This window comes from Paenibacillus contaminans (genome assembly GCF_003285015.1).
In the GTDB taxonomy this organism is placed as follows: Bacteria; Bacillota; Bacilli; order Paenibacillales; family NBRC-103111; genus Paenibacillus_V; species Paenibacillus_V contaminans.
The window spans coordinates 57,135-81,654 of the sequence record NZ_QMFB01000018.1 but is presented as its reverse complement, the minus strand read 5'-3'; the positions used below and the strand labels follow the sequence as shown (position 1 = coordinate 81,654).

Sequence of the window (24,520 nt, the reverse complement as noted above, 5' to 3'; positions counted from 1 at the left end):
GTCGAAATAGGATGCAAACAAAGAGCGATACGTGAAGCGGCTCCTTTTCCCAATCATAGGACCAGCAACAATAAGGGGATTACGCAGATGAATAAGAAGAAAAAAATGATGAAAATAGAAACCCCGAGAATTCCAAGCGAGCTGCCTGTAACGATGCGGCAAGACATTCAATCCAATGATTTTTTGGAAATGGAAATGATTCAGGACTGTGAGATCGAAAATAGTAAGGCGAATAAAGTTATTTTCGATAAAATCATTTTCAGAAATGTAACGTTTACGGAAACGGCATTTACAAGCGCCGAACTAACGGATGTGATATTCGAAAAATGCGATCTGTCGAATGTAGATTTTAGCGACGCCGTTATCCATAGAACGGAATTCAAAGATTGCAAAATGATCGGCATTAATTTATCCGGTACAACGCTAAGAAATATTTTATTTGATAATTGTTTAGCCGATTATGCGGCATTCAGATTTGCCAACACAAAGCAAGTTATCATTCAGGACAGCTTTCTTAGCAAAGCGGATTTCTCCTACTGCAAATTGCAAAAATTTGAGTTCTCCCGCTGTACGATCGATCAGGTCCAGTTCTCAGGCACGGAGCTGAACGGAATTGATTTAAGCGATTGCTCATTCAATGGACTAGGCGTATTTGTGGAAAATTTAAAGGGCTGCATCATATCCCGCGAGCAAGCTTATATATTCGCCAATTTGTTCGGGCTTATTATTAACGAGTAATCGGAGGGGGAGCGGCTTCGGTATACATAGATTTGCTAATGCTGAGCAGATGACGTAATGCAATATTTTAATTAGGGAGGATGCCCATGGAAGCGAGAGTTGTTTTCAAAGAATCGTTTACGGTTGTTGGAATGAAAGTGGACACCCGAATGATCGAGGATCGGATCCCTCAGCTATGGGAACGATTTATACCGCGGTTGAATGAAATCAAGCACAGAACCAGTCGCCATGATACATATGGAATCAGCGAATACAGCGACAATTATGTCGAGGAGTTTTTCTCTTACTGGGCATGTACGCCTGTAGACCATGCAGAAGAAGTGCCCGAAGGCATGGTTGTCCGAACGGTTCCGGCCGCTCATTACGCAGTCGTAACGCATAAAGGAAAGCTGGAATCGATGGGCGGCGTATTCGACTATATTCATACCGTTTGGCTGCCGAATTCAGGTTATGAGCTCGACAAGAAAGACGGATTCGAAGTGTATGGCGAAAGGTTCCTCGGAGCGGATAACGACCAGTCCGAAACCGATGTTTATGTTGCGGTGAAGAAGATTGCCGGGTAACGCTTATTTCTGTGCGGAGGAAAAAATGAAATTTTATGTCGCATCCAGTTTTAGGAATATGCAAACGGTAAGAGATGTCAGCGAAAAGTTAATAAATAGAGGATTTCAGCTTACTTATGATTGGACCCGTAATGAAGGGGTATCTACAATCGAGCAATTGGGGGAAATCGGCCGGCAGGAGATACAGGCTGTAACCGAAGCCGATTTTGTTGTCGTTATACTGCCGGCAGGCAAAGGCAGTCACGTCGAACTGGGCATTGCGCTTGGCCGAGGCAAAAAAGTTTATCTTTATTCGCCGAATGAAGAGGTAAACGATGTTGAAACGACAAGCACGTTTTATCATGTGCCTGAAGTCAGAAAGTGCTTCGGGACGATCGACGAGTTAGTCGAGACTGTAGTAGAGGCCGGTTCTTTTAACGGCTAGCAGTTATGTATTAGGGAGGATTTCAACGTGTGGTGAGTCCTCTTTTGGCGGAGGCGGTAATATTGGCGAATATTGAAATTATCGAGCGTTCCCCGACTGTGGAGGAACATAAGACTTTATGGGAAGCGGTGGGCTGGGGCAGTATCGATACGGGAATGTCCGAACAATCGCTTACCCGTTCCGTTTATGCCGTAGTAGCGGTTTCGGAGGGGGAAGTTGTCGGAATGGGACGGATCGTCGGCGATGGAGTCATGTATTTCTACATCCAGGATGTCGCCGTTCTGCCGGAGCACCAGAAAAAAGGGATAGGCGCTATGATGATGGAGCGTCTGCTTGCTTATATCCAAAAGTGCAGGTCTGCGAACGGCATTGCTTTCGTAGGCTTATTTGCATCGCAAGGAAACGACAAGTTCTATGAACGGTTCGGGTTTAAAAATTATGCGCCGGAAATGACAGGGATGTTTAGGGTCATTGAGGGACAACGATAATTTCGCACAGATTTCGCGGTTCAAATACATGCATACAACCAACGGTTGTATACGGATCAACTTTGCTTCCATTGCGACTCGCCGGCTCCTATGCCATGATTTACTTATACGAATGAGAAGGCGGTGAGCGGCTTTGCCGGAAGCGATTAATCTTAATGAACGACTGAGAGGGCTCCGACTCGAACGGGGGCTCACACAGCAGGAAGTGGGCGATTTACTGGGCGTGACGGCTCAAGCCGTATCCAAATGGGAAACCGGGCTGGCGACCCCTGACATTACCTTGCTGCCCAAAATATCGACGTTGTTTACATGTTCCATCGACTCTCTATTTTTTGGCACGAAAACAGCCGACTCACAAGACCATAAGCAAACGATAGTTAGAGCCGACTTCTCGGAAGCGAAGATTGAAAGCTCCGATTTGAAAGGTATCGTCATGCGCGACGTCATTCTTGATGGCGCCGAAATATTCGATAGCCGCTTAAACCGCATGAGCATTCATCATGGAGGAATGGCTCATGTATCCTTGAAGCATCTCGATCTTGACGGCCTTACGATCGGTTTTAGCCAAATGAACGGAGCGGTCATTCACGATCTTGGGGGACATACGGAACCTATTCGGTTCTCGGAAAACGATTTTAAGCGGAGCCTAATCGATCGCTGCGATCTGGAAGGGGCCGAGATCATAAATTGCAATTTATCCGGGGTACGTATTAAAGGCTCCGCACTTAAAAATAGCTGGCTGCTGCAGCCGGAAACGTATAATCCTCTTTGCCTGGAGGATGTGAATCTGCGAGGCGGCAGGATCAAAAATTGCGACTTGTCGGGCGTCATTCTGGAAGATTGCCAGGTCGACGGATTAGTCATTAATGGAGTCTTGATTAAGTCTTTATTATAGAAATCCGTTCCAACTTTACCGGTCCGCGAATTATAATAGTAGATGAATTACCAGACAAACCTAAGGGGTGGACTCGGGATGCATGTCTACATACTGACCGATATGGAAGGCGTTAGCCTCGTAACCAAATGGGAACAGGTTCAGCAAGGTCATCCTTTCTACGCAAAATATCAGCCGGTGCTTACTGCAGAGGTGAATGCCGCCATCGAAGGAGCCTTCGCGGCGGGTGCGACACGGGTAGTCGTCAACGATGGACATGGTAGCGCGGATTACAATCTGCTATGGGATCGTTTGGACCCGCGGGCGGAGCTCGAGCGTCCGGACTCAGCGAGCAATATTTTCCCCGGAATGGATGAAACGTTCCATGCCATGCTTATGATCGGGTATCATTCGATGGAAGGTACGCCTAATGCGGTAATGCCGCACACCCAGAGTCATACGAATGTATTATATTACGAGATCAACGGACGGAAAATCGGAGAAATCGGGCAAATGGCGCTTATTGCCGGCGGCTACGGCGTTCCGGTCGCTTATGTAAGCGGCGATGCGGCGGCTGTAGCGGAAGCGAGACAATTTCTCGGCGAAGATTTGCCGGCGACGATCGTCAAGCAGGGACATGCCAACGGCGGTGCGACCTCCCTGCATCCTAACGAAGCCGCCAAACGTATTCGCCGCGATGTAGAGGCAGCATTGGCTTTGTCCCGCCGTGACTCGTTCGTCATCCCGGGTCCTTATGAAGTCAAATGCGCGTTCAAATCCAAGGCGCTGGCCGACGAGCGTGCCGGACAGCCGGGCGTGGAGCGCATCGATGAGCTGACAACCTCGCGGACGGTAACGTCTGTGAAAGCCATTCTTACATAATCGATCACTTTCTGCCCCATCACACGTGCGAAACGAAATAAAGGACCCTTCCGATGGGGTCCTTTGTTTCGTCCGCTTCAGCTCGGCGTAACGGAAAACGTCCCGCCGTTCGTTCGGTTGCCTGCTCCGAAAACGGTCGCTGTGTTCGAATCCTTGATCCCGTTCGCGGTTCCGCCTTGGTAGCAGTCGTTGTTCGTTACAAAGTTGGCACTGCCGGCTCCGCTTAGGAAAATGCCGTTTGCCGGCTTGTTCGTCAGATCCCCCCTGCGGCAAATGTTGTTCGATACGGATGAATTCGTACAGGCGTTCAGCGCGATATTGCTGTAAGTCGCGTTCGTAAGCTGCCCGTTGGCCGTACAGTAATTGCCGGCCGCCGAGTAGTTGGCGCCGCCGTTGATATAAATGCCGTCCTTGTTGTTCCGTTCGACGATATTCCCTATAATCGCATTGTCGCTGGAGCCGTCGGATACGACAATTCCCGTCCCGTTAAGGCTTACCTTATTATCCGACACCCTCGTATGCGTGGCTGCGTATATGTAGAGCCCCACGCCCGTATTATTATGGACATGATTGCCCGACACTTGATTGTAGGAAGAGGCGACGATCATTCCCCATGTCGTATTCGACTCTACCGTATTATTGACTATCGTATTGTGATCGCCGCTTCTGATCGACAGGTGGGGAGCGGAAACGCCGACGTAAATCCCTACACTATTACCGGTACAAGTATTTTCGGAAACGGTCATATAATTGCAATTCAATACCATGATTGCATTATTTGCAGTATGGCCGGTAAACGTGTTGCCGATAATCGAACCGTATGCGTTCAGGAAGGCGGAAACGCCTCTGCCGCCATTGCTGACGAACGTGCAGCCGCTAAAAATAAAATGCGATGCCGCATTGTTCAACTGGATGCCGTCGCCCGCATTGTTTACAAATTCGCAGCCGACAATTTTAATGTTTTTGTTCTTCATGTCGAGCTCGGCTTCAAAATCGATCCCGGATTGCGGCGGCGTTCCGTTCGTATTCCGAAAGCTGCTTCCCCCCACGTACAGTCCGTCTACCGCGAGACAGCTCATCCCTTGCCGGCGGTTGTTGTCGCTTGTTAGGCCGACGATTTTGATATTCGATGATGGGGAAGTAGATGTGACGCTTCGGCTAATAAACACGCCGTCTCCCCAACAATTTTTGACAATGATATTTTCGATCGTTACGTTTTTCGCTCCGTTCAGGCAAATCCCGTAGCCCCATTCTCCGCCCGAGCCCGTATGCGTAGCGCGGTCTCCTTCGATCGTACCGCCGCTTATTCTCACGTTGCTGCGGTCTTGCACGCGCAAGATCGTATAGGAATCCGAAGAGTTGGTCACGATCCGGATGACGGCCTTCGGCGATAACTGCAGGTGCGTGTTGTCCGGAATGTCCAGACCGCGGTTGGGGGTGTCGCGATTGGCCCACGAAACGACTCCGTCGACGATATAGGTTCCGTCAGGAACAAACACCGTCCCTGCGCCTGCGTACAGGGCTGCCTGCATTGCTGCGGTATCGTCCGCAATGCCGTCGCCTTTGGCATCGAACCACTTTACATTGACGAATTCCCCGTCCGTCATCCGTTTGAAACGCGCTCCGGAGGTCGATACGACGACCGTTCCCGTATTATCCGCCGAGGACGTGTCCGAAGAATCGTAGCGAAAATATCCTTCTTTTCCGCTATCCGTAACGAAATAGACGGCCAGCGGGTCCGGTGCGGACGTCAGTCTTAAATCCGCAAGCGTCAACGTTTCCACGCTGCCTGCCGCCGCATGCGCGACGCCCGTCATCCCTTGAATAGGCAGCAAGCTGCCGACGGATAATGCTGCACCCGCCGCGCCTAGGGAGAATAACAGTTTTCGCCTGCTTATCGATTCCTCTTGTTGCGGTAGAACGCTTTCATTTCCGTTTGCAGCATCGGCTTTTGCTTTGTCCATTTCTCGTGCCTCCTCAATGAGTTGCAATATAGAGGTGCCCGCCCGGTATCGGTTAGTAGGGGAGGGCTTGCGCACTTGTTTACACTCGTCCAAACAATCACTTGGCTGCTCATCTATTAACGAAGACTATGTTCATCCTCATCATAGATAAATAGAACCGATGCGGCAATTGGCAAAAACACCGACTTTTTGTCCTTTTGTAGCCTTATGCGCTTGTCCATTTTAATGCTTCGGCCGAAATTGAATCGGGGAAACGCCCGTCCATCTTCTAAACTGTCTAGAGAAATGGCTGACGGAAGCGAAGCCCAGTTCCTCGGAAATCGTTTCTACCGTCAGCTCGCTGCTCAGAAGAAATTTTTTGGCCTGATTCAGTTTGAGCTCGCTCAAATATTGGCGCGGCGACATGCCGTAAACTTGCGTGAAAATTTTGGAGCACTGGCTGCGGCTTAGATTTTGCTCCTTAGCAATATCGGCAATGACCGCCTTGGAGAAAATCATGCTTTGGAGCCTCGATTCGATTGCGTGAGCGACGTTGACTTGAAGGGCGTAGGTTTGAGGTGAGCTCTTCTCGGCTTCATGGCCGGAAGCGCCGAGGAGCGTAACAAACTCTTTAAGAATCAAGAGAATATAGCTTTGCAGAATGAGTTTATGCGTTGCTTGTAAGGGAAGGAAGCCTTGATTGCCGATCCATTGATAGTTGTGCGGATCGATCAGCTCTTTTTGCATCAGCGCTTCAATCTCCTTGATATAACCGGGAATTCGGGATTGTCGGATGATCGTTTGCGGCAAAAACTTATAAGAAGAAGAGGTTAGCAGACTTCGGAGCTCCATGTCGTCCGTATTGAAATGAACATTGAAGTAAGTGTAGGTATCCGCGGTATTATTCCTAGTTCCGTGCCTCACGCCCGGCTTTAGCACCATTAAATCCCCGGCGGCAAAAGCGATCTCTTTCTCTTCCACCGTTTGCATCGCTTCTCCGTCCCAACAGTAAAGAAGCTCGAACAAATAATGATGATGCCTCGGATACGACCAGCCTTCCGGCTTCGCTCCAAAATGACAGCCTACGATCTGCAGCGTATGGACTATATTCGAAAAATGAATTTCGGTATCCATAGTGCGCTTCCCTCCTCCAATTTTTTGGATGAAGTATATTTTCTGAACGGGACTACGGAACGGCAAAATCGGGCATTTTAATTTTTTCATCAAACATGTACTAATTTTCACATCATATTCTAAAATTTCTTCTGAAAATAGCGACGAATATCGCGAATATATGGATTATTTTCACGAAAGATATGCCGGAAATTGCAAGGCGTGCAGCTTTATTTTATCTCGTTTGCCGCAAATGAAAAAGAGCCAGAACCATGCTCAATCGGAGGGGGGCTCTTCGACCTGGAATAATAGGACAGCAGACTGCAATTTTTGAATGATTCGGACTGCTGTAACGGCTTTGCAAATTAGGAGGTTTGAGCTTGGGGGAGCTTCGGGCAGAGAAAACAAATCGATAAGCATGCGACAAAAGGACAACTATTGGGAAGTTTCGCCAATTGTCCGGAGAAATTTTATTTTTTATGATGGAAGGGAATTCCGGCTGATCTTCAAAAGGAACGTTTTCCAAAAGCGAAGAGGGCCCTCAGCTTTTGGTTGATGCAGGCTGCCGACTTTTCTTTCAGCGTAATGAAGGGGAGAAAGTCGAACGCATCTGTCCTGATAAGAAAGCCGTACCGATGCAGCCTACTGCCAATGACGGGAGAATTAAATCATTTCGCATGGGTTCCAATGGAGCCTCGAAGGGATGCACCCCGAACCGGCTGTGGCGCGATTGACAAGAATGGGAACGCTTACTGAAATCTTTTCCAACAGCCAACAAGGAGGAAAATCGATTTATGAGGCTATTTCGCCGTTCAACTAAGATAACCGCATTCATGATGAGTTTGCTATTAATGCTATCGGTGTTAAATCCCGTATTCGGCGCCGCTGAATCTAAGGCGGAGGGAGAGGCGGCCGGGACGGGTGTCCCTGCCGATATAGAGGGTCACTGGGCGAAGGCGCTGTTGACCGAATGGCTTGCGGACGGGAAAATACAAGGTTATCCCGACGGTACATTCAAGCCGGACAAGAGCGTTACGCGCGGAGAATTTGCGGCGCTCGTCAATCGCTCCTTCGGATTCCGCGAGAAGGCGGAAATTGCGTTCAACGATTTGAAGCCTTCCGACTGGGCGTTCGGGGACATTGCCATAGCGGTCAAAGCCGGATACCTGGAAGGTTATGACGACGGCACAGTGGGGAGCGACCAATCGATCACTCGGCAGGAAGCGGCTGTGATCGCGGCCCGACTGCTCGGACTCGATACCGCAGGAAGCGCGTCCGGCTTCGAAGCGTTTGGCGATGCCGGCCAAATGGCTGCTTGGAGCCGCGGTTCCATTGCGGCAGTAGCGGCAATCGGCGTGATGGAAGGTTATGAAACCGGACGCTTCGAGCCGGAAGCGGAAATTACGCGCGCCGAGGCTGTCGTCACGCTTGACCGGGCTTCCTCCGCCGAAAGAAAGGGGACGACGGTATATGACAAATCCGGCACGTATGGCCCTGCTGACGAGCCCATAACGGTAAAAGGCGACGTCATGATCGCCGTCGAGGGCGTTACGCTGCGGAATATGATCATCACCGGCGATCTGCTGCTGGCGGAAGGGATTGGGGAAGGCGATGCCTTCCTGACGAATGTTACCGTCAAAGGAACGACGACGATCAAGGCCGGCGGCGCCAACAGCGTTCACCTTGAAGATTCCACGTTCGTTACGGTCGTTATCGATAAGGCAGCGGGCACTGTGCGCGTCGTAGCGGAAGGAGCGACGACCATTGCCGAGGTTGTGCTGAACTCCTCCGCCATCGTGGATACGACAGGCCTTACGGGAGAGGGATTGCTTAGGGCGCTCCTCTCCGAGAACATGCCGAAAGATGCACGCGTAAAGCTGTCGGGGGGCTTCGAGCATGTAACGATTGCCGCGGCAAGCGTATCCGTGGAAGTCGTGCAAGGAAAAATCAAGGAGCTGACCATTTCCCGGCAGGCTGCAGGCGTTACGCTCCAATTAAGTAAGGAAGCCGCGATCGTTTCGCTTATTGTAGACGCCGTCGCCAGCATTACCGGACAGGGCGGCATCGAAACCGCGACGATCAGCGAGTATGCGAAGGGGACGAGGTTCGAACGCCAGCCGGACAAAATGAAAGGAGCGGGCGCTCCGACTTCCAGTCCGGCAGCGACGACTGATCCGGGGGTTACGACGCCTACGCCGGCACCAACGGCAACAGCGACGCCTACGCCGGCACCGACGGCAACAGCGACGCCTACGCCGGCACCGACGGCAACAGCGACGCCTACGCCGGCACCGACGGCAACAGCGACGCCTACGCCGGCACCAACGGCAACAGCGACGCCTTCACCGACGCCCACGGCAACCACAGAGCCGACGCCGACTCAAAAGCCGGCCGCTCTGCTTGTCAAGAACGGGGTGCCCAACGCGGATATACTCATCGGCTCCTCCGCCGGCGGTTTGGAGCAGTATGCAGCAACTGAGCTGCAAAGCGTGATCTCGATGATAAGCGGGGCCGAGCTGCCGATCGTAAGAGGCGATATCGGCAGTGAGACGGTGAGCGCAGCACTGTCGAACAGCGCAATGAACATCGGCAAGAGCGGCAGCTATTCGTTCCGAATCGATCTAGTCAACAACAGCGGAAAGAAAGCGCAAGTGAATTTCACGCAGCTAGGCGGCGATCCGCTCACTATCGATCCTCTGAACGAAATCGAATTGGCGGTTGACGAAGCCGCCGGTGTGAACGGAACGCTTCATGTGCCTTGGAATGCAGCAGACGGTACGCACAATGTCATCATTCAGGCGACTGTTGATGGAATCGCGCTTGATCCGCTGACCTTGACCGTACAGCTTGACCGCAATGTAATTTATAACCCGGACTTTGAAGCCGCGAATTTGGACGGCTGGTGGGCGCCGGCGGGAGTAGGCGTTTGGGACGGCGGCGTGTCGCATGGCGGCGGTCATTCTATGCGAATGGATATGGTCGCTGCAGGCTACACGTATTCCCGAACGGATCGCGAGCTTCATCTGGAGCCAGGTCAGGAGTATGTACTGCAGGCTTGGATGAAAGGTGAGAAGGCCGGCAAAGCGACGGTGGAATTCCGCGAGCTGAAAAACGGCGTCGGTGACATACCGGGCGGCTCTGCCAAGCATACGGTTGCCGTAGGCGAAGATTGGACGCTTGTGGAAGTGCGTTATACCCGCAATCCGGAGCACGACTTCGATTTCAACTGGATCAACTTCTGGAGCTTTTCCCAGTCCGGCGAGGGAACCGGCAAGCTGTGGATCGACGACGTCACGCTTCGTGCGGTCGAGAAAGCGCCATTGAGTGCAAAATTGCTGGACAGTATGCTTAACGTGAAACGGAGCGGGGACTATCCGTTCCGGATCGATGTGGCGAATAACCGTGAGCAGCCTGTAAACGTAAGCTTCGCACAGACGGACAGCGGTCCGCTGTTCGTGCAGCCGATCGCCGGAATTGAGCTCGCCGGCAATGAATCTAGAACAGTGACGGGAACGCTCCGCGTACCGGCATCAGTGACGGATGGCACTTATACGGCAACCCTCCTGGCGAGTGCGGACGGAATCGCGCTTGATCCGCTGACTTTGTCCGTACAGCTTGACCGCAATGTAATCTACAACCCGGACTTTGAAGCCGCGAATTTGGACGGCTGGTGGGCGCCGGCGGGAGTCGGCGTTTGGGACAGCAGCGTGTCGCATGGCGGAGGTCATTCTATGCGAATGGATATGGTCGCTGCAGGCTACACGTATTCCCGAACGGATCGCGAGCTTCATCTGGAGCCAGGTCAGGAGTATGTATTGCAGGCTTGGATGAAAGGCGAGAAAGCCGGCAAAGCGACGGTGGAATTCCGCGAGCTGAAAAACGGCGTCGGCGACATACCGGGCGGCTCTGCCAAGCATACGGTTGCCGTAGGCGAAGATTGGACGCTTGTGGAAGTGCGTTATACCCGCAATCCGGACCACGACTTCGATTTCAACTGGATCAACTTCTGGAGCTTTTCCCAGGCTGCCGAGGGGACGGGTAAGCTATGGATCGACGACGTCACGCTTCGTGCGGTCGAGGAGGAGGAGCAGGAGGCTTCCGCCGAATCGAAAAAGGTTTCCGTTTTGAGCAACGAAGCGGAGAGCGGCGAAGAACGTATTCGCATCATTTTAGCTACCCCGGAATCATATGCCGGTTTATCGGACCGTTATGCAGACGATCTTGCCTTTTTGCAGGGATCCGACGGTTTTGCCGTAAGAAAATCCGGAAACCGGATTTACATCATCGGTTCCGAGCCGCGGGGCGTTCTCAACGGTATATATGACTTCTTGGAGAAAAATACGGGCATCCTATGGACCCGCTCGACGGACGTCGGTTCGATTTACGAGCCGGCATCGACGATCAAGGCCGATAAAACGGATTACAGGGAGAAATCACCGTTCCAAGTGCGAGGGTGGCACACGACAGGCACCGGCGTCACGGGCGTGCCGAAATACGATTTCGGTACGATGGAGATGCTTACTCGCAACAAGCTGAATGCCAAGTTTGCCGAATTCGAGAATCTATCGTATTGGGGCGAGCATGAAAGCATGGGCATCAAAGCGGTCAATCTCGGACATAATCTGGGCTTCTGGCTGCCGAACGAGGAGTTTTTCGCGTCCCATCCGGAATATTACAACTGGGAAAACGGAGGTTATGTACCTGTTTCCCACAAAACGCAAATCAACTTCTACAATCCTGACGTTCCCGGAGTGATCGCCGAGAAGGTCAAGCAGTTCCATAGCGTACATGGCACCCAATATATCGGCATCGGGATCAATGACAATCATAGCTTCACGCAAAGCGAAGAGAGCCGGCAGCCTTTCACGACGCCTGACGGCGTAGTCGTACAACCGGATGATCCGGCTTACAAATCGACGGTGTTCTTCACCTTCCTGAACAAAGTGGCCGCCGAGGTGAAAAAGACTTATCCCGACGTCAGGATCGTAAGTTATGCGTATTTCTTTACCGAAACGCCGCCGAAGGTGGAACTGGAGGACAACATTCTCATCGTAATGGCGCCTGCGTCGGAAGACGAGCGGATTCCGCTGAATACGAGCGATACCGAAAGCAACAATTATGGCTATAAGGTCTTGCTGGAGCAGTGGGCGCAAAAAACGAAAAACGTCGTCATGTACAACTACTATGGCTGCTGCTACCCGGCTTCTTACGAAAGGCCGATCGCGGAGAAGGTACAGGCGGATATGCAGTTTTATCGCGATTTGGGCATCATGGGCGTTCTTCCGGAAGGCGTGCTCGACGCCGGCGATCAAGCTTGGGGAGTCAACGCGCTGCAATTTTGGCTTTTCCATAAGCTGTTCTGGAACCCGGACGCCGATCTGGAAGCTTTGAAAAATGAGTTTATTCAAAAAGCTTACGGAGCAGCGGCCGAGCCGATGAAGCGGTATTACGAGCTGATCGAGCAAGGCTGGAACTTCGATCGGCAGCCCATCAACTGGTATTCCAACGAAAGTCAGCTAATCGGCCAATATATCATAGCAGCAGGCATCAAAGACGAAGCCCGAAGCGCGCTTGACGAAGCTTGGGGGTTGGCTGAAGGGCAAGCGAAGGCGAGAATAGAGCCTATTCGTTCCACGTTTAACCAGATGGTGTTTTTGTATGGCGAGCTGCCCAATCTTTCGGCAAATGCAGTGAAAACGACGGCAACCAAGGAAGAAATTTTGCAATCGCTCGATTTCAGCACGGGACCATGGGTGAACGCGGAGCCGGTTACGACGTTTTTGGTCATGAAAAGCATGAAGCCGGTTCCGGTGGAGACGAAAGTATACTTGCTCTGGGACGACGAAAATCTATATGTCGGATACGAGAGTTTCGATGACGACCAAGAGGGCATGATCGTGAGCGACGCGCCTAACGGATGGTGGAGCAGCGGTGCGGACGATTCGGTCGAAACCCATTTGTCAGGCGGCCAGGGAAGTACGACTTACGCCTTCTTTACGAATCCGGATGCAGTCAAGTTCGTTTACAAAACCGGTCCGACGTTTTCCCCGACTACCCAGTTTGAAGTAAGCGCTCAGAGAAAAAGCGACCGCTGGAATGTCATTCAAGCCATTCCGTTCGCGAGCTTCGGCTTCGATCCGAAGGCGTCGAGCACCTTCGAAGCGCTGTTCTTCCGTAACTATCACGGCAATAAAGGTTTATTCGGCTGGGGAGGCGGCACGGTATGGAGCCCTGCCGACCAAAGCCCCGTACATTTGATCGAGTAGAATAGTTGTTACACAGTCGGGAGTTTATTCGACAGGTGTAGTTGAAACGAAGAGGAGCTTTGCCGCCGAAGTATGGCGGCAAAGCTCCTCTTCGTTCTTAATGGATTTACGCCGCTTCTGACTGCCCTTTCGTCCGGAGAAAATCGTCTTGCTGGTTTCAGGCGGCGTCTGCTATATGGTAGGCGCTGTGTATCTATGCGCGAGTCAATCCCGGGTGCCGCGTTTATTTTGTCATATGACAAGAATGATGACAACTGACACTACTGTGGATTCGACAAAATCTATATAGTATCTCTGAGTTGTAGTCGAATCAAGTAGAATCGGAGGGATCAAGACGTGAAATACAGCAAATCGTTGCTTGTATGTATGGTGTTTATGTTATTGGCTTCTGTCGGACTTCCTGTGGGGGAAAGAGTTGAAGCAATGCCAGATGGAAATAAATTTGCTATAGGTACCCCGGTGTCTGGTTTAACCGGTAATCCGAGCGCGGTGGTTGCGGACAGCCAGGGAAACCTCTATATTGCAGAGCCTAATAATCATCGGGTTCTGAAAGTAAATGAAGCGGATGGGGCAATCACCACCGTCGCGGGTACAGGAACCGCGGGGAATGGCGAGATTGCGGAAGGTACATTGGGGACAGAAACAGCTTTGAGAACGCCTACGGGCTTAGCGCTTGACAGCTTAGGGAACCTCTACATATCAGACAGAGACAATTGGCGTGTTCTGAAGCTTGATTCTTCCGGTATCATTCATCAAGTAGCACATCTGGGGTTGCATTCGCCTGAAGCGTTAAAGTTTGACGATAGGACGGGAAATCTCTACATCGTGAATCAAGGCGATAAACGCATTAAGATGGTGGATGCATCAGGCAATCTAACAACAGTGGCGGGCAACGGCGGCACTGGAAATTACGGCGAAGGTCAACCGGCAACGTCCGTTCCGCTGTACAACCCTGTAGATGTGGCGATTGACAGCCAGGGAAATCTCTATATCTCAGACCAACACCGGATTCGGAAGGTTGACACCGCAGGTAAAGCATGGAGTTATGCAGGTGGACAAGAGGGCACAAATAGTAACCAAAAGCTGAGTCAGTTGCAATTCAGGAATATAGGCGGCTTGGCGATTGACAGCGCCGGCAACATGTATGTCGCAGACAGCGGGAATCATCGGATCATAGTGATTGATCTTGTTACTACATCAGAGTATAACAACATGAATTTCGCCGGGACAACCGGGCAAAAAGGCACATGGGATGCCCCCCTGACATTAACTACCCTAGACACGCCGAAGTTGATCTCGGTGGATCACAAGGGCGACTTGTACATTCCTGACCCACAGAATCAGCTGATTCGTTCGATTCAGACGGGATACATGCTTACATATGATATAAACGGCGGTTCGGGGACCGCGCCAAGAACAGTTTTTCTTAAGTATATTAAAAATACTAATCACACGGTCCTAGGAAATAGCCAATTCTCAAAGACAGGTTTTACGTTCGTCGGGTGGAATACGCAGGCAGACGGGTTTGGCACAGATTATGCGGTTGGTTCTGCGCTCAAGATGCCAGCCCATGATGTGAAGTTATTTGCGAAGTGGGAGACTACCAAGTATACGCTGAGCTACAGTGCAGGAGCCGGTGGAACCGTAGAAGGCACAGCACCGCAAACCGTATTGCACGGCGGGAGCGGCAGCCCGGTTACGGCCGTGCCGGGTACAGGCTACCGGTTTGTGAAGTGGAGCGACGGGTATACGGGCGCCGTGCGTACGGATACAAACGTCTCGGGGAATATCAACGTTACGGCGCAATTTGAAGTTATTCGCAACAAGGTGAGCTTCGAGAGCAACGGAGGCAGTTCGGTACAGGAGCAGACCATATTTTACAACGATTATGCGTTTGTGCCTTATCCACCTAATCGGCAAGGTTACACGTTCACTGGCTGGTACAGTGACAGCGCACTAAACGAAAAGTTTAATTTCTTGACTACGCCGATCATTGCACCTAAGACATTGTACGCGGGTTGGGAGATTGCTAGTTACAAGGTGAGCTTCGAGAGCAATGGAGGCAGCGCGGTAACGGAGCAGAACGTAATCTACAATCAATTGGCGTCTGAGCCGGCCGCTCAGCCCGTTCGAGAGGGACACACGTTTGAGGGTTGGTATACGGACCAATGGTTATGGGAACCGTTTGATTTTGCGACAAGAGTGATCACCGGAAATACGACCGTGTATGCGAAATGGGAGATCAATCGTTATGATTTGAACTATGCGGCCGGTGAGAATGGATACCTTCAAGGGCAGACGGCACAGAGCGTAACGCACGGAGCAAACGGAATTACGGTCTACGCGCAGCCGCACTATGGTTACGTCTTCACGCAATGGAGCGATGGAAATACAAATGCGCAACGCACGGATACAAACGTAAAAGCCGATATTAACGTAACGGCGAGCTTTGACGCCATCCGCTACAAGGTTCGCTTTGAGAGCAATGGAGGCAGCGCGGTACAAGAGCAGAGCATCGCTTACAATGAACTGGCGACAAAGCCGATCGAACCGCCCGTTCGCGAGGGATATACGTTTGACGGCTGGTATGCGAACCAGTGGGACATGTATCCGTTTAATTTCGAGGCGCAGGCGATCTTCCAAGACACGATCCTATCCGCGAAATGGACGATCAAACGTTACGTTCTGGATTATACAGCCGGAGCGAATGGAAGCATTCAATGGTACACGCCACAGAGCGTGGCGCACGGCGCTGACGGGACTACCGTTACAGCGGTGCCGAACGAAGGCTACGTCTTCGTACAATGGAGTGATGGCAATACCAGCGCAGTACGGACGGATACAAATGTAAAAGCCGATCTTCAGGTAACGGCGAGCTTTGACATCATCCGCTACAAGGTAAACTTCGAGAGCAATGGAGGCAGCCAGGTACCGGAGCAGACCATTGATCACAACGGTTATGCGGCAGCACCGGCAGATCAAGCTCGCGAGGGATACACGTTTGGCGGCTGGTACAGTGACAGTGGTCTGAACTTTCCTTTTTATTTTGAATGGATGCCGATTACGGGAGATACGACGGTATACGCAAAGTGGACGATCAACCGTTACGATCTGTATTATGCAGCCGGAGTGAATGGAAGCATTGAAGGGCAACCGGTACAGAGCGTAGAACACGGCGCTGACGGGACTACGGTTACAGCGGTGCCGAACGAGGGCTACGTCTTCGTACAATGGAGCGACGGCAATACCAGCGCAGTACGGCAGGATACAAATGTAAAAGCCGATCTTCAGGTAACGGCGAGCTTTGACATCATCCGCTACAAGGTAAGCTTCGAGAGCAATGGAGGCGGCGCGGTACCGGAGCAGAACATCGCTTACAACGGTTATGCGACAGAACCGGCGGATCAGGTTCGAGAGGGTTACACGTTTGGCGGCTGGTACAGTGACAGTGGTCTGAACACACCGTTTATTTTTGGAGCGACACCGATTACCCAACAGACGACTGTGTATGCGAAGTGGACGATCGATTCCTATGATCTGAGTTACACAGCCGCAGCGAATGGAAGCATTGAAGGGCAACCGGTACAGAGCGTAGAGCACGGCGCTGACGGGGCTACGGTTACAGCGGTGCCGAACGAGGGTTACGTTTTCGTACAATGGAGCGACGGCAATACCAGCGCAGTACGGCAGGATACAAATGTAAAAGCCGGTATTCAGGTAACGGCAAGCTTTGACATCATCCGCTACAAGGTAAGCTTCGAGGGCAATGGAGGCAGCGCGGTACCGGAACAGGATATTGCTTACAACGGTTATGCGACAGAACCGGCGGATCAGGTTCGAGAGGGTTACACATTTGGCGGCTGGTACAGTGACAGCGATCTGAACACACCGTTTATTTTTGGAGCGACACCGATTACCCAACAGACGACTGTGTATGCGAAGTGGACGATCGATTCCTATGATCTGAGTTACACAGCCGCAGCGAATGGAAGCATTGAAGGGCAACCGGTACAGAGCGTAGAGCACGGCGCTGACGGGGCTACGGTTACAGCGGTGCCGAACGAGGGTTACGTTTTCGTACAATGGAGCGACGGCAATACCAGCGCAGTACGGCAGGATACAAATGTAAAAGCCGGTATTCAGGTAACGGCAAGCTTTGACATCATCCGCTACAAGGTAAGCTTCGAGGGCAATGGAGGCAGCGCGGTACCGGAACAGGATATTGCTTACAACGGTTATGCGACAGAACCGGCGGATCAGGTTCGAGAGGGTTACACATTTGGCGGCTGGTACAGTGACAGCGATCTGAACACACCGTTTATTTTTGGAGCGACACCGATTACCCAACAGACGACTGTGTATGCGAAGTGGACGATCAATTCCTATGATCTGAGTTACACAGCCGGAGCGAATGGAAGTATCGTTGGTGAAGCTGTTCAGAGCGTAGAGCACGGCGCTGACGGGGCTACGGTTACAGCGGTGCCGAATGATGGCTACGTTTTCGTACAATGGAGCGACGGCAATACCAGCGCAGTACGGACGGATACAAACGTAAAAGCCGATCTTCAGGTAACGGCGAGCTTTGACGTCATCCGCTACAAGGTAAGCTTCGAGAGCAATGGAGGCAGCGCGGTAGCGGAGCAGAATATTGCTTACAACGGTTATGCGACAGAACCAGATTCGCCGATGCTGGCGGGCTACAGCTTAGCTGGCTGGTACAGTGATAGCGAATTGCAGAAGCCGTTTCATTTCGAAACGACGCTGATTACGGGAGATACGACGGTATACGCGAAGTGGATCCTGAATCCGCCTGGTGCACCCGCCATCCAATCGGCTGTTGCGGGAGATTCCACGGCCACGATTTATTGGAGCGCAGTTGACGGAGCAAAGGGCTATCAAGTTTTCCAGGGTATATCGTCGGGAGTATTCGGTGATCCAGTTACAGTAGGTGAATCCGTCTACAGCTACCAGGCAACGGATTTGACGAACGGAACACGATATTATTTTGTAGTAGGGGCCATCAATGAGGGAGGAGTCAGCATAGCTTCCAATGAAGTGAGCGCCACTCCGAAAACGACCCCTGCAGCGCCGACTAACGTCATTGCTGTAGCTGGAGATGGTCAAGCGACTATTAGCTTTACCGTACCGACCAGCGATGGCGGAAGCATAATCACGGGATACAAGGTGATTTCTTCTCCGGACGGCAAGACGATTACAGCTGCAGCAAGCCCGATTACGTTGACGGGTTTAACGAATGGTACGATCTATACATTTACTGTCCAGGCTATCAATAGCGCAGGCAGCAGTGCGGCTTCGGCTGCCTCCAATGCCGTGACGCCTACTGCTTCGTCAACTGGCGGCGGAACTGGTGGCGGAATTGGCGGCAGTGAATCGACTGGAGGAACGCCGGGCGGTAGCACGCCTCCTGCGACAACATCCACGACCGACGGCAAGCTTACTTTACCAGCGAGCAGTGCTGGCGAGACGAAGCTGGGTGACGAAATCCAGGTTACGATCCCAGCCGGGGCATCCGACAGTGAGCTGAAGCTTACTGTAGAGAAAGTGCTGGATACGGTTCAACTGAATTCGAACGGGCAAGTATTTGCCAGTGATGTATTCGAACTGCTGAAGAACTTTTCTGAGAACTTTAAGCAGGCTGTCACGTTGACATTCAAGTTCGACACTTCCAAAGTAGGAGATAACCAACGCGCGGCCATCTTCTTCTACGATGAAGTTAATAAAGAGTGGGTGGAGATTGGCGGTCGCGTAGAAGGCGACACCATTATGGCGAAGGTTGACCACTTCACGAAGTTTGCCGTGCTGATCGTAGATGAGAAAAAGGTTGTTCCAGTGAAGGTATCTTTCTCGGATACGGCTGGGCACTGGGCAGAGGCTACGATCCAACAAGCGGTGCAGCAGGGTGTGGTTGACGGTTATCCGGATGGCACATTTAAGCCGGATGCAACAATCTCGCGCGCCGAGTTCGCGATGTTATTGATGAACGCGCTAAAGCCATCCGGCGCTGGCGCCGAACTGAGCTTCACGGATGAGCGGGATATCGCCTCATGGGCGAAGAAAGCTATCGCGCAAGCCGTGCAGGCGGGAATCGTCAGCGGCTACGACGACGGCAGCTTCCGTCCGGCAGCGAGCATCTCGCGTGCAGAGCTGGCGGTTATGATCGCAAGAGCTGCCGGCGCAAATCTTTCGGCAAATGAGGCAAGCGGCTTTGCGGATGAAAATGAAATCCCGGACTGGGCGAAGGGCGCAGTAGCTGCAGTCAAGCAGCTGGGAGTCATCAGCGGACGTGATGGCAACTTGTTCGCGCCTAACGATACGGCGACAAGAGCCGAGGCTGTAACGATCCTGATGAAGCTGCTGCAAAGGGATAATTAATTCGATAAGTGTAGTTGAGCGAAAAGGAGCTTTGCCGCCGAAGTATGGCGGCAAGCTCCTTTTTCATTACTTTACGCCGTCCGGTCACAGCCAATCTGCTTCTCGCCTCCGTGCCGGTCAAGCTTGGTTTATTTTCAATCAAGACCTACTTCGCTTCCCCCGGCGTCATGTACAACCGACTCATTGATGCCGGTTTCGGTGGGGTTGCTTGAAGTTGGTTAGTGGAATTGTTGCGGGTTTCGATGGGGGGCTTGAATTTAGTTAGTGGTACTGTTGGTTGTGTTATGGCGCGGCGTGGCGGAAGTCTGGGCGTCGACAGCAGGTTGAGGCGATTGCCGGGCCGAACGTTTAGCTTTCGGCCCGGCAGGGTACCTGGCATTCCTAGAACAATATGCTCAGCATTTTGGCGATTTCCGCGCGGGTGACTTTGCCTTGCGGGTCGAATTCGTTGTTTCCTTTGCCGTCGATTAAGCCTAATTTAAGGGCCTTGTCGATGTACGGCTTTGCCCATTCGGACGCTTCGTCCATGTCGGAGAATGACGCTGCGTCAGCTGCTGCCGGCGAAGCAGGCAGCTTCAAGTAATCGTAAAGCCGCAGCAAGACGGCGACGGCTTCTTCCCGGGTCAGCGAATCCTCCGGACGGAAGCGCCCTTTGTCGCCTTCCGCAAGACCCAGCTCGGCCGCCTTCGAAACGAATCCGGCGTAGTACGCAGCTTGCGCCACGTCGGAGAAGGATGCGCCTGCGGCCGGATTGCCGTAGCCGAGTCTGCGAATCGCCATCGTGATGGAATCGGCTCTTGTGACGGACAACTCGGGAGCGTACCGGTCGTCGCCCACGCCTTGGACGATATGCTTCGCGGCAAGCTTTTTGACATAGGCGCTCGCCCAATGATCGGACATATCGGCAAAATCCTTTTCAAACTCCAGTACGGCAAACGCCGAGAAGTGATCGGTGTCGAAACGCACCAGCCCGCCCGCAAATTCGCCGCCCATGTATTCGATCCGGCTGCCGTCGACATAATAGACGCCGGCTAAGTCTTTTTGGATGCCGCTCATTTTTGTCGGAGGAAGCGTCAGTTCAATGGTGAGAGGCGCCTCGAATTGATGAACGGAATTCCGAACGCCTCCCTTAATCGCGACCAGCTCCAAAGTCACTGTGATTCCGCTTGCCTTATAGGCGCCGTCCAGCCGCACGGCTCCTGCAACGAGGGACTCCGCTTCAGTTCCAGCCGCAGCAATCTTCAACTCCACCGTTTCAGCGTCTGACGGAAGGCCGGACAACGCATCTGCGGGAATGAATATCCGTATTCCCGGCGCTGCGATTCGGAGCGCCATTTCGCCTTCGGCCGCCGTTTTCAGCCCTTGGGCTCCGAGCTGTAACAGCACCGGTTCGCCGTTCTCGCCAGGGACTTCGATCTCGACAATCCCGGAAGCCGCTTGGGAAACGGCGGTTTGCAGATTGCCGTTCGTAACGGTCCAGCCGCCGCCGGAAGATGTGCCAAGCCGTATTTTTCCTTCCCTCACTTGAGCGGAAGATGGTGTACCGGCATCATTGCCCGTGTTGTTTCCATTGCCGTTATTATTGCTTCCGCCATTTCCATTGCCGCCATCATTGCCTCCGCTGTTACCATCTCCACCATTATTGCCGCAGCTAGTTCCGCTGCAGCTCTCGCCCGGAGGAACCGTCCTCGCAACGACGGTGACCGATTGCTCGGCGCTAAGTTCGCCGTAAACCGCTCTTACGACGGTCGAGCCCGCTTTTTTGGCGGTGATGAGGCCGGACGCGTCGATTTCCGCGACAGCAGGATTGGTGCTGCTGAAGGAAACGCCGTTTTCCAGAACGATGCGATTGCCGTCATCGTACACGGCTTTCACGACAGTTTGCTTGGTTTCATTTTCGTAGAGCGTGTAAGAAGGGCTTGTAAACTCGATTTTATCGATGATAGCCGATGGCGCAGGCGGCGCGCTGACCGTTAAAACAAAAGATGCCTCCTTACCCAAATAGCTTGCTGTAATGAGTGCCTCACCTGCCGCTTTTGCGGTAATCAAGCCGTTCGCCGCGATGTCCGCCACATTCGTATCGCTGCTTTCATAAACGACATTTTTGCTGACCGAGCTGCTAGAGCCGTTAGCGTACATGGCCTTCAGGCCGGTCTGATAGGATTCCCCAACAGACAACGGCACGCTTGGGGCAGCCGTAAATTGAATGTCCGTTAATTCGTCGAAGCGCATCAACTCGCTGCGGTATTTGAAATAGAAGCTGCCGCGATCGTCCTGTGCCAGCTTCTCGACGTTGCCCTCCATCAAAATTGTCATTTCCTTCGATGTCTCATCGATTTTAAACATTTTGCCGGTATAGGTTCTTTCGGCGACAAAGCCGGTAAAGATCGATCCGTACACGTTTCCGTCCATGCCGATCATAAGGCGCGGGTTCGTATGCGCATAGTCCGCCGCCGGGAATTTGTCTTCATGGTAGACGATCTCGTTGCTGTCGGGATTGTAAATGAACAGCTCCCCGAGCGCCATCCCCCAAATGTTGCCGTCCGGTCCCCAAATAAGCGACGTAACGGCTTTTTTACCTGCTGCGGGGATCATTTCCCGGTCGATCGTTCCCGTTGCAATATCGTACACGGCCAGCTTTCCGCCGCCGGCTCCCGTCATATCGCTTGTTCCCATGTACAGCTTGCCATTGCGGTAAAGGAGCGAGTTGACGGAATGACCCATCACGATATTGCGCTTCACGGTGAACGTTTTCGTCATGCCGTCGTATATCGTCAATGCGCCGCCGGTTTTGCCTGCAATCGGGTACGTGCCGATGAACAGCTTATTCAGCTCGTCGACGCCGACCATAGAGAGCGGGCGGTCCTGTTCGTTTCCGAGTTGGCCGATGCGGAGCGGGTTGTTTGGCAGACTCGGATCCGTGCGGTTCCATGGCTGCGACGGATCGTATTCGAAAATGCTTGCGTTCGGGTACACGCCAAAATACATTTTTCCGTTAAGCGCCCCGTAACCTTCCACCTGGCCGAGCGAAGGCTTCAGCTCCGTTTGACCCGTAGCGGGATCGTAAATGCCGAGTCCGCCGCCGGAAATAAAGCCGGAGGACAGCATTTTGCCGTCCAAGCTCTTACCGATGTTGAAAAGCTCGACGAACTGCGGAGGCAAATCGAGCTCCGGCGTTTCGACATGTCCGGTTCGAAGGTTATAGGAGAAAGCTCTGCCGTTGTTCCCGATCAGCCCGACAAGAGTCTCGTCCGGAGTTCCTTTGTTTATGTAGCCAAAAGAGACGCCGACGCCCTTGACTTCCACGCCGAGCGAGCCGTAGGCGCCGGTTTCGACGTTGTAGGCATGAAGCGACCATTGCTGTTTGCCGTCAGGCAGCGTTTCCAGAAAGGTATAAAACACCCGGTTATCCGAAGATACCGGCGAGAAGCCACGCGTATTATAGGCGGTGTTATTTTTGACTAGCCAAGCGTTTGCCGCCGGATCGTATACGAACATAACCGGACCCGGATCTATGCGAACGAACAATTTGCCCGCCGTATATTGGAGATCGTAGACGCTGGTTTTCCCGCTAAATTCGGGGATCGTAAGCTCCGTCTTCTTCTGGGTGGCCAGATCGTACCTATACAGCTTGGCGACATCGGCGCCGCCGACATAAATCGCGTTCCGATCGGGATCGTAGGCGAGACTGCGAATATGCTGATCCTTGGATACCGTCTTGAAGCTTGCCAGCACCTTCGTCTTGTCGGTTGCCGGATCGTATTCGAACAGGCTTTGCGAATAGCCCGTTCCCCCGAATACTTTGCCGTCCGGTCCCGGAACGAGCGTCCAGATTACGGTGTCGGACTCGACGGGCTTACCGATCGTGCGCACCGTCTCCGTTGCCGGATCGAACTGGAAAAGCGTGCCGTTCGGGGTGCTACCGGCATAGGCTTTGCCGTCCGATGCGACGGTGATACCCCAAGCTGCGGATACATTGCTGCCGTCCTTGGCGACGAGCGGATATTGCCCCTTCACTTCCTTGGTCGCTGCATCCATCACGACCAATTGGGCCGGATCCCCTTGAACGACCGTGTACATGACGTCGCGTCCGTTTTTGTCTTTCCCGTAAGCACCGGTCATAACGGTAAGGGCCATCGATTGCCTGCCGAGATTCGTGATCGTACCGGGGGCATCGGTTATGGCTAGGCGAACGTCATCGACATACAGCTCTCCCGTCTTCTCATTGGGAAAATAGAAAGCCGCTTTCACCGAAACGCCTTCCTTCGGCGAGGAGGCTGCAACCCGGGCATCCTTCCAAACGCCGGTCTCCCCTTCGGCAAATCCGCTTACAATGGACAACAGCTTGCCGTCCTCGTCGTAGAAGCGAAGATCGATTTTGGCGCCGTCGCCTTTCACGGATCTGATCTTGGCTGTCAGCACGACGTTGTCAAAAGGGGATAGCGCAACCGGCTCGCTAACCGCGCCGTACGATTCCTTGTCGGAATTGTCGAACAAGAGGAGGCTCCGCTGACCGTCCGCATAAACTTGCTCGGAAACAGTCACTGCAGTCGCCGTCCCGTCAGGCAGCCAACCGGTTACACCATTATTGGTAACGCTTTCAAAACTTCCATTTTGAAGTCCCTGGGACCGTACGCTTTCAGCTTCGGCCGACAATGACGGCAGCGTGCCGAACAGCAGGCAAAGCGCCATGCCAAGCGCAAGCTTCCTTTTTCTCCTCGTTTGCATCTTACGCATCTCTCCTTATTCGAAGTTGATGAAATCGTTTCGCCAACCTGCAGGGGTGACCAATAAAGCGGAGGCGATTACGAGCATATCCTAACATCGCACTCAAGA

The 24,520-nt window shown here is 52.6% G+C and carries 12 protein-coding genes; 9 read left to right on the top strand and 3 right to left on the bottom strand.

The genetic code is table 11. The annotated features are described in order from the left end of the window. Positions 1–87: 87 nt before the first annotated feature. The 6 genes from DQG23_RS26555 (at position 88) to DQG23_RS26530 (ending at position 3,969) form a co-directional block, all read left to right on the top strand. Positions 88–738, top strand: a complete 651-nt coding sequence (locus DQG23_RS26555) for a pentapeptide repeat-containing protein (RefSeq protein WP_113034061.1) — start codon at positions 88–90, stop codon at positions 736–738. Positions 739–824: 86 nt separating this feature from the next. Beyond that, the gene (locus DQG23_RS26550) at positions 825–1,301 is read left to right on the top strand and encodes a GyrI-like domain-containing protein (RefSeq protein ID WP_158560706.1); all 477 of its coding nucleotides are present in this window, start codon (positions 825–827) and stop codon (positions 1,299–1,301) included. Positions 1,302–1,326: 25 nt separating this feature from the next. Beyond that, the gene (locus DQG23_RS26545; RefSeq protein WP_113034059.1) at positions 1,327–1,725 is read left to right on the top strand and encodes a nucleoside 2-deoxyribosyltransferase; all 399 of its coding nucleotides are present in this window, start codon (positions 1,327–1,329) and stop codon (positions 1,723–1,725) included. Between the two features lie 62 nt (positions 1,726–1,787). Beyond that, complete coding sequence (locus tag DQG23_RS26540; protein ID WP_238178039.1) at positions 1,788–2,213, top strand: GNAT family N-acetyltransferase; 426 nt, start codon at positions 1,788–1,790, stop codon at positions 2,211–2,213. A gap of 133 nt (positions 2,214–2,346) precedes the next feature. After that, positions 2,347–3,108, top strand: coding sequence for a helix-turn-helix domain-containing protein (locus tag DQG23_RS26535; protein ID WP_238178038.1), 762 nt, complete (start codon positions 2,347–2,349; stop codon positions 3,106–3,108). Between the two features lie 78 nt (positions 3,109–3,186). Beyond that, a complete protein-coding gene (locus tag DQG23_RS26530) occupies positions 3,187–3,969 on the top strand; it encodes a M55 family metallopeptidase (RefSeq protein WP_158560705.1) in 783 nt (260 codons plus the stop codon). A gap of 77 nt (positions 3,970–4,046) precedes the next feature. Here the strand turns inward: DQG23_RS26530 and DQG23_RS26525 are convergent, their stop codons facing one another. Continuing rightward, entirely contained in the window at positions 4,047–5,933 is a 1,887-nt protein-coding gene (locus DQG23_RS26525) for a right-handed parallel beta-helix repeat-containing protein (RefSeq protein WP_113034057.1), read from the bottom strand. A 222-nt stretch (positions 5,934–6,155) separates the two neighbouring features. Continuing rightward, a complete protein-coding gene (locus DQG23_RS26520) occupies positions 6,156–7,046 on the bottom strand; it encodes a helix-turn-helix domain-containing protein (protein ID WP_158560704.1) in 891 nt (296 codons plus the stop codon). 830 nt (positions 7,047–7,876) lie between these two features. On the opposite strand from DQG23_RS26520, the gene DQG23_RS26515 reads away from it, so the two are divergent. From DQG23_RS26515 to DQG23_RS42285, 3 genes are all read left to right on the top strand, one after another. After that, positions 7,877–13,291 carry a DUF4838 domain-containing protein gene (locus DQG23_RS26515; RefSeq protein WP_158560703.1) on the top strand — a complete coding sequence of 1,805 codons (5,415 nt, stop codon included), beginning with the start codon at positions 7,877–7,879 and terminating at the stop codon, positions 13,289–13,291. 825 nt (positions 13,292–14,116) lie between these two features. Next, positions 14,117–19,684, top strand: coding sequence for an InlB B-repeat-containing protein (locus tag DQG23_RS26510; protein ID WP_238178037.1), 5,568 nt, complete (start codon positions 14,117–14,119; stop codon positions 19,682–19,684). A 44-nt stretch (positions 19,685–19,728) separates the two neighbouring features. Continuing rightward, complete coding sequence (locus DQG23_RS42285; RefSeq protein WP_158560701.1) at positions 19,729–19,896, top strand: hypothetical protein; 168 nt, start codon at positions 19,729–19,731, stop codon at positions 19,894–19,896. Between the two features lie 169 nt (positions 19,897–20,065). Here the strand turns inward: DQG23_RS42285 and DQG23_RS26505 are convergent, their stop codons facing one another. Continuing rightward, a complete protein-coding gene (locus DQG23_RS26505) occupies positions 20,066–24,412 on the bottom strand; it encodes an S-layer homology domain-containing protein (protein WP_113034053.1) in 4,347 nt (1,448 codons plus the stop codon). Between the last annotated feature and the right edge of the window lie 108 nt (positions 24,413–24,520).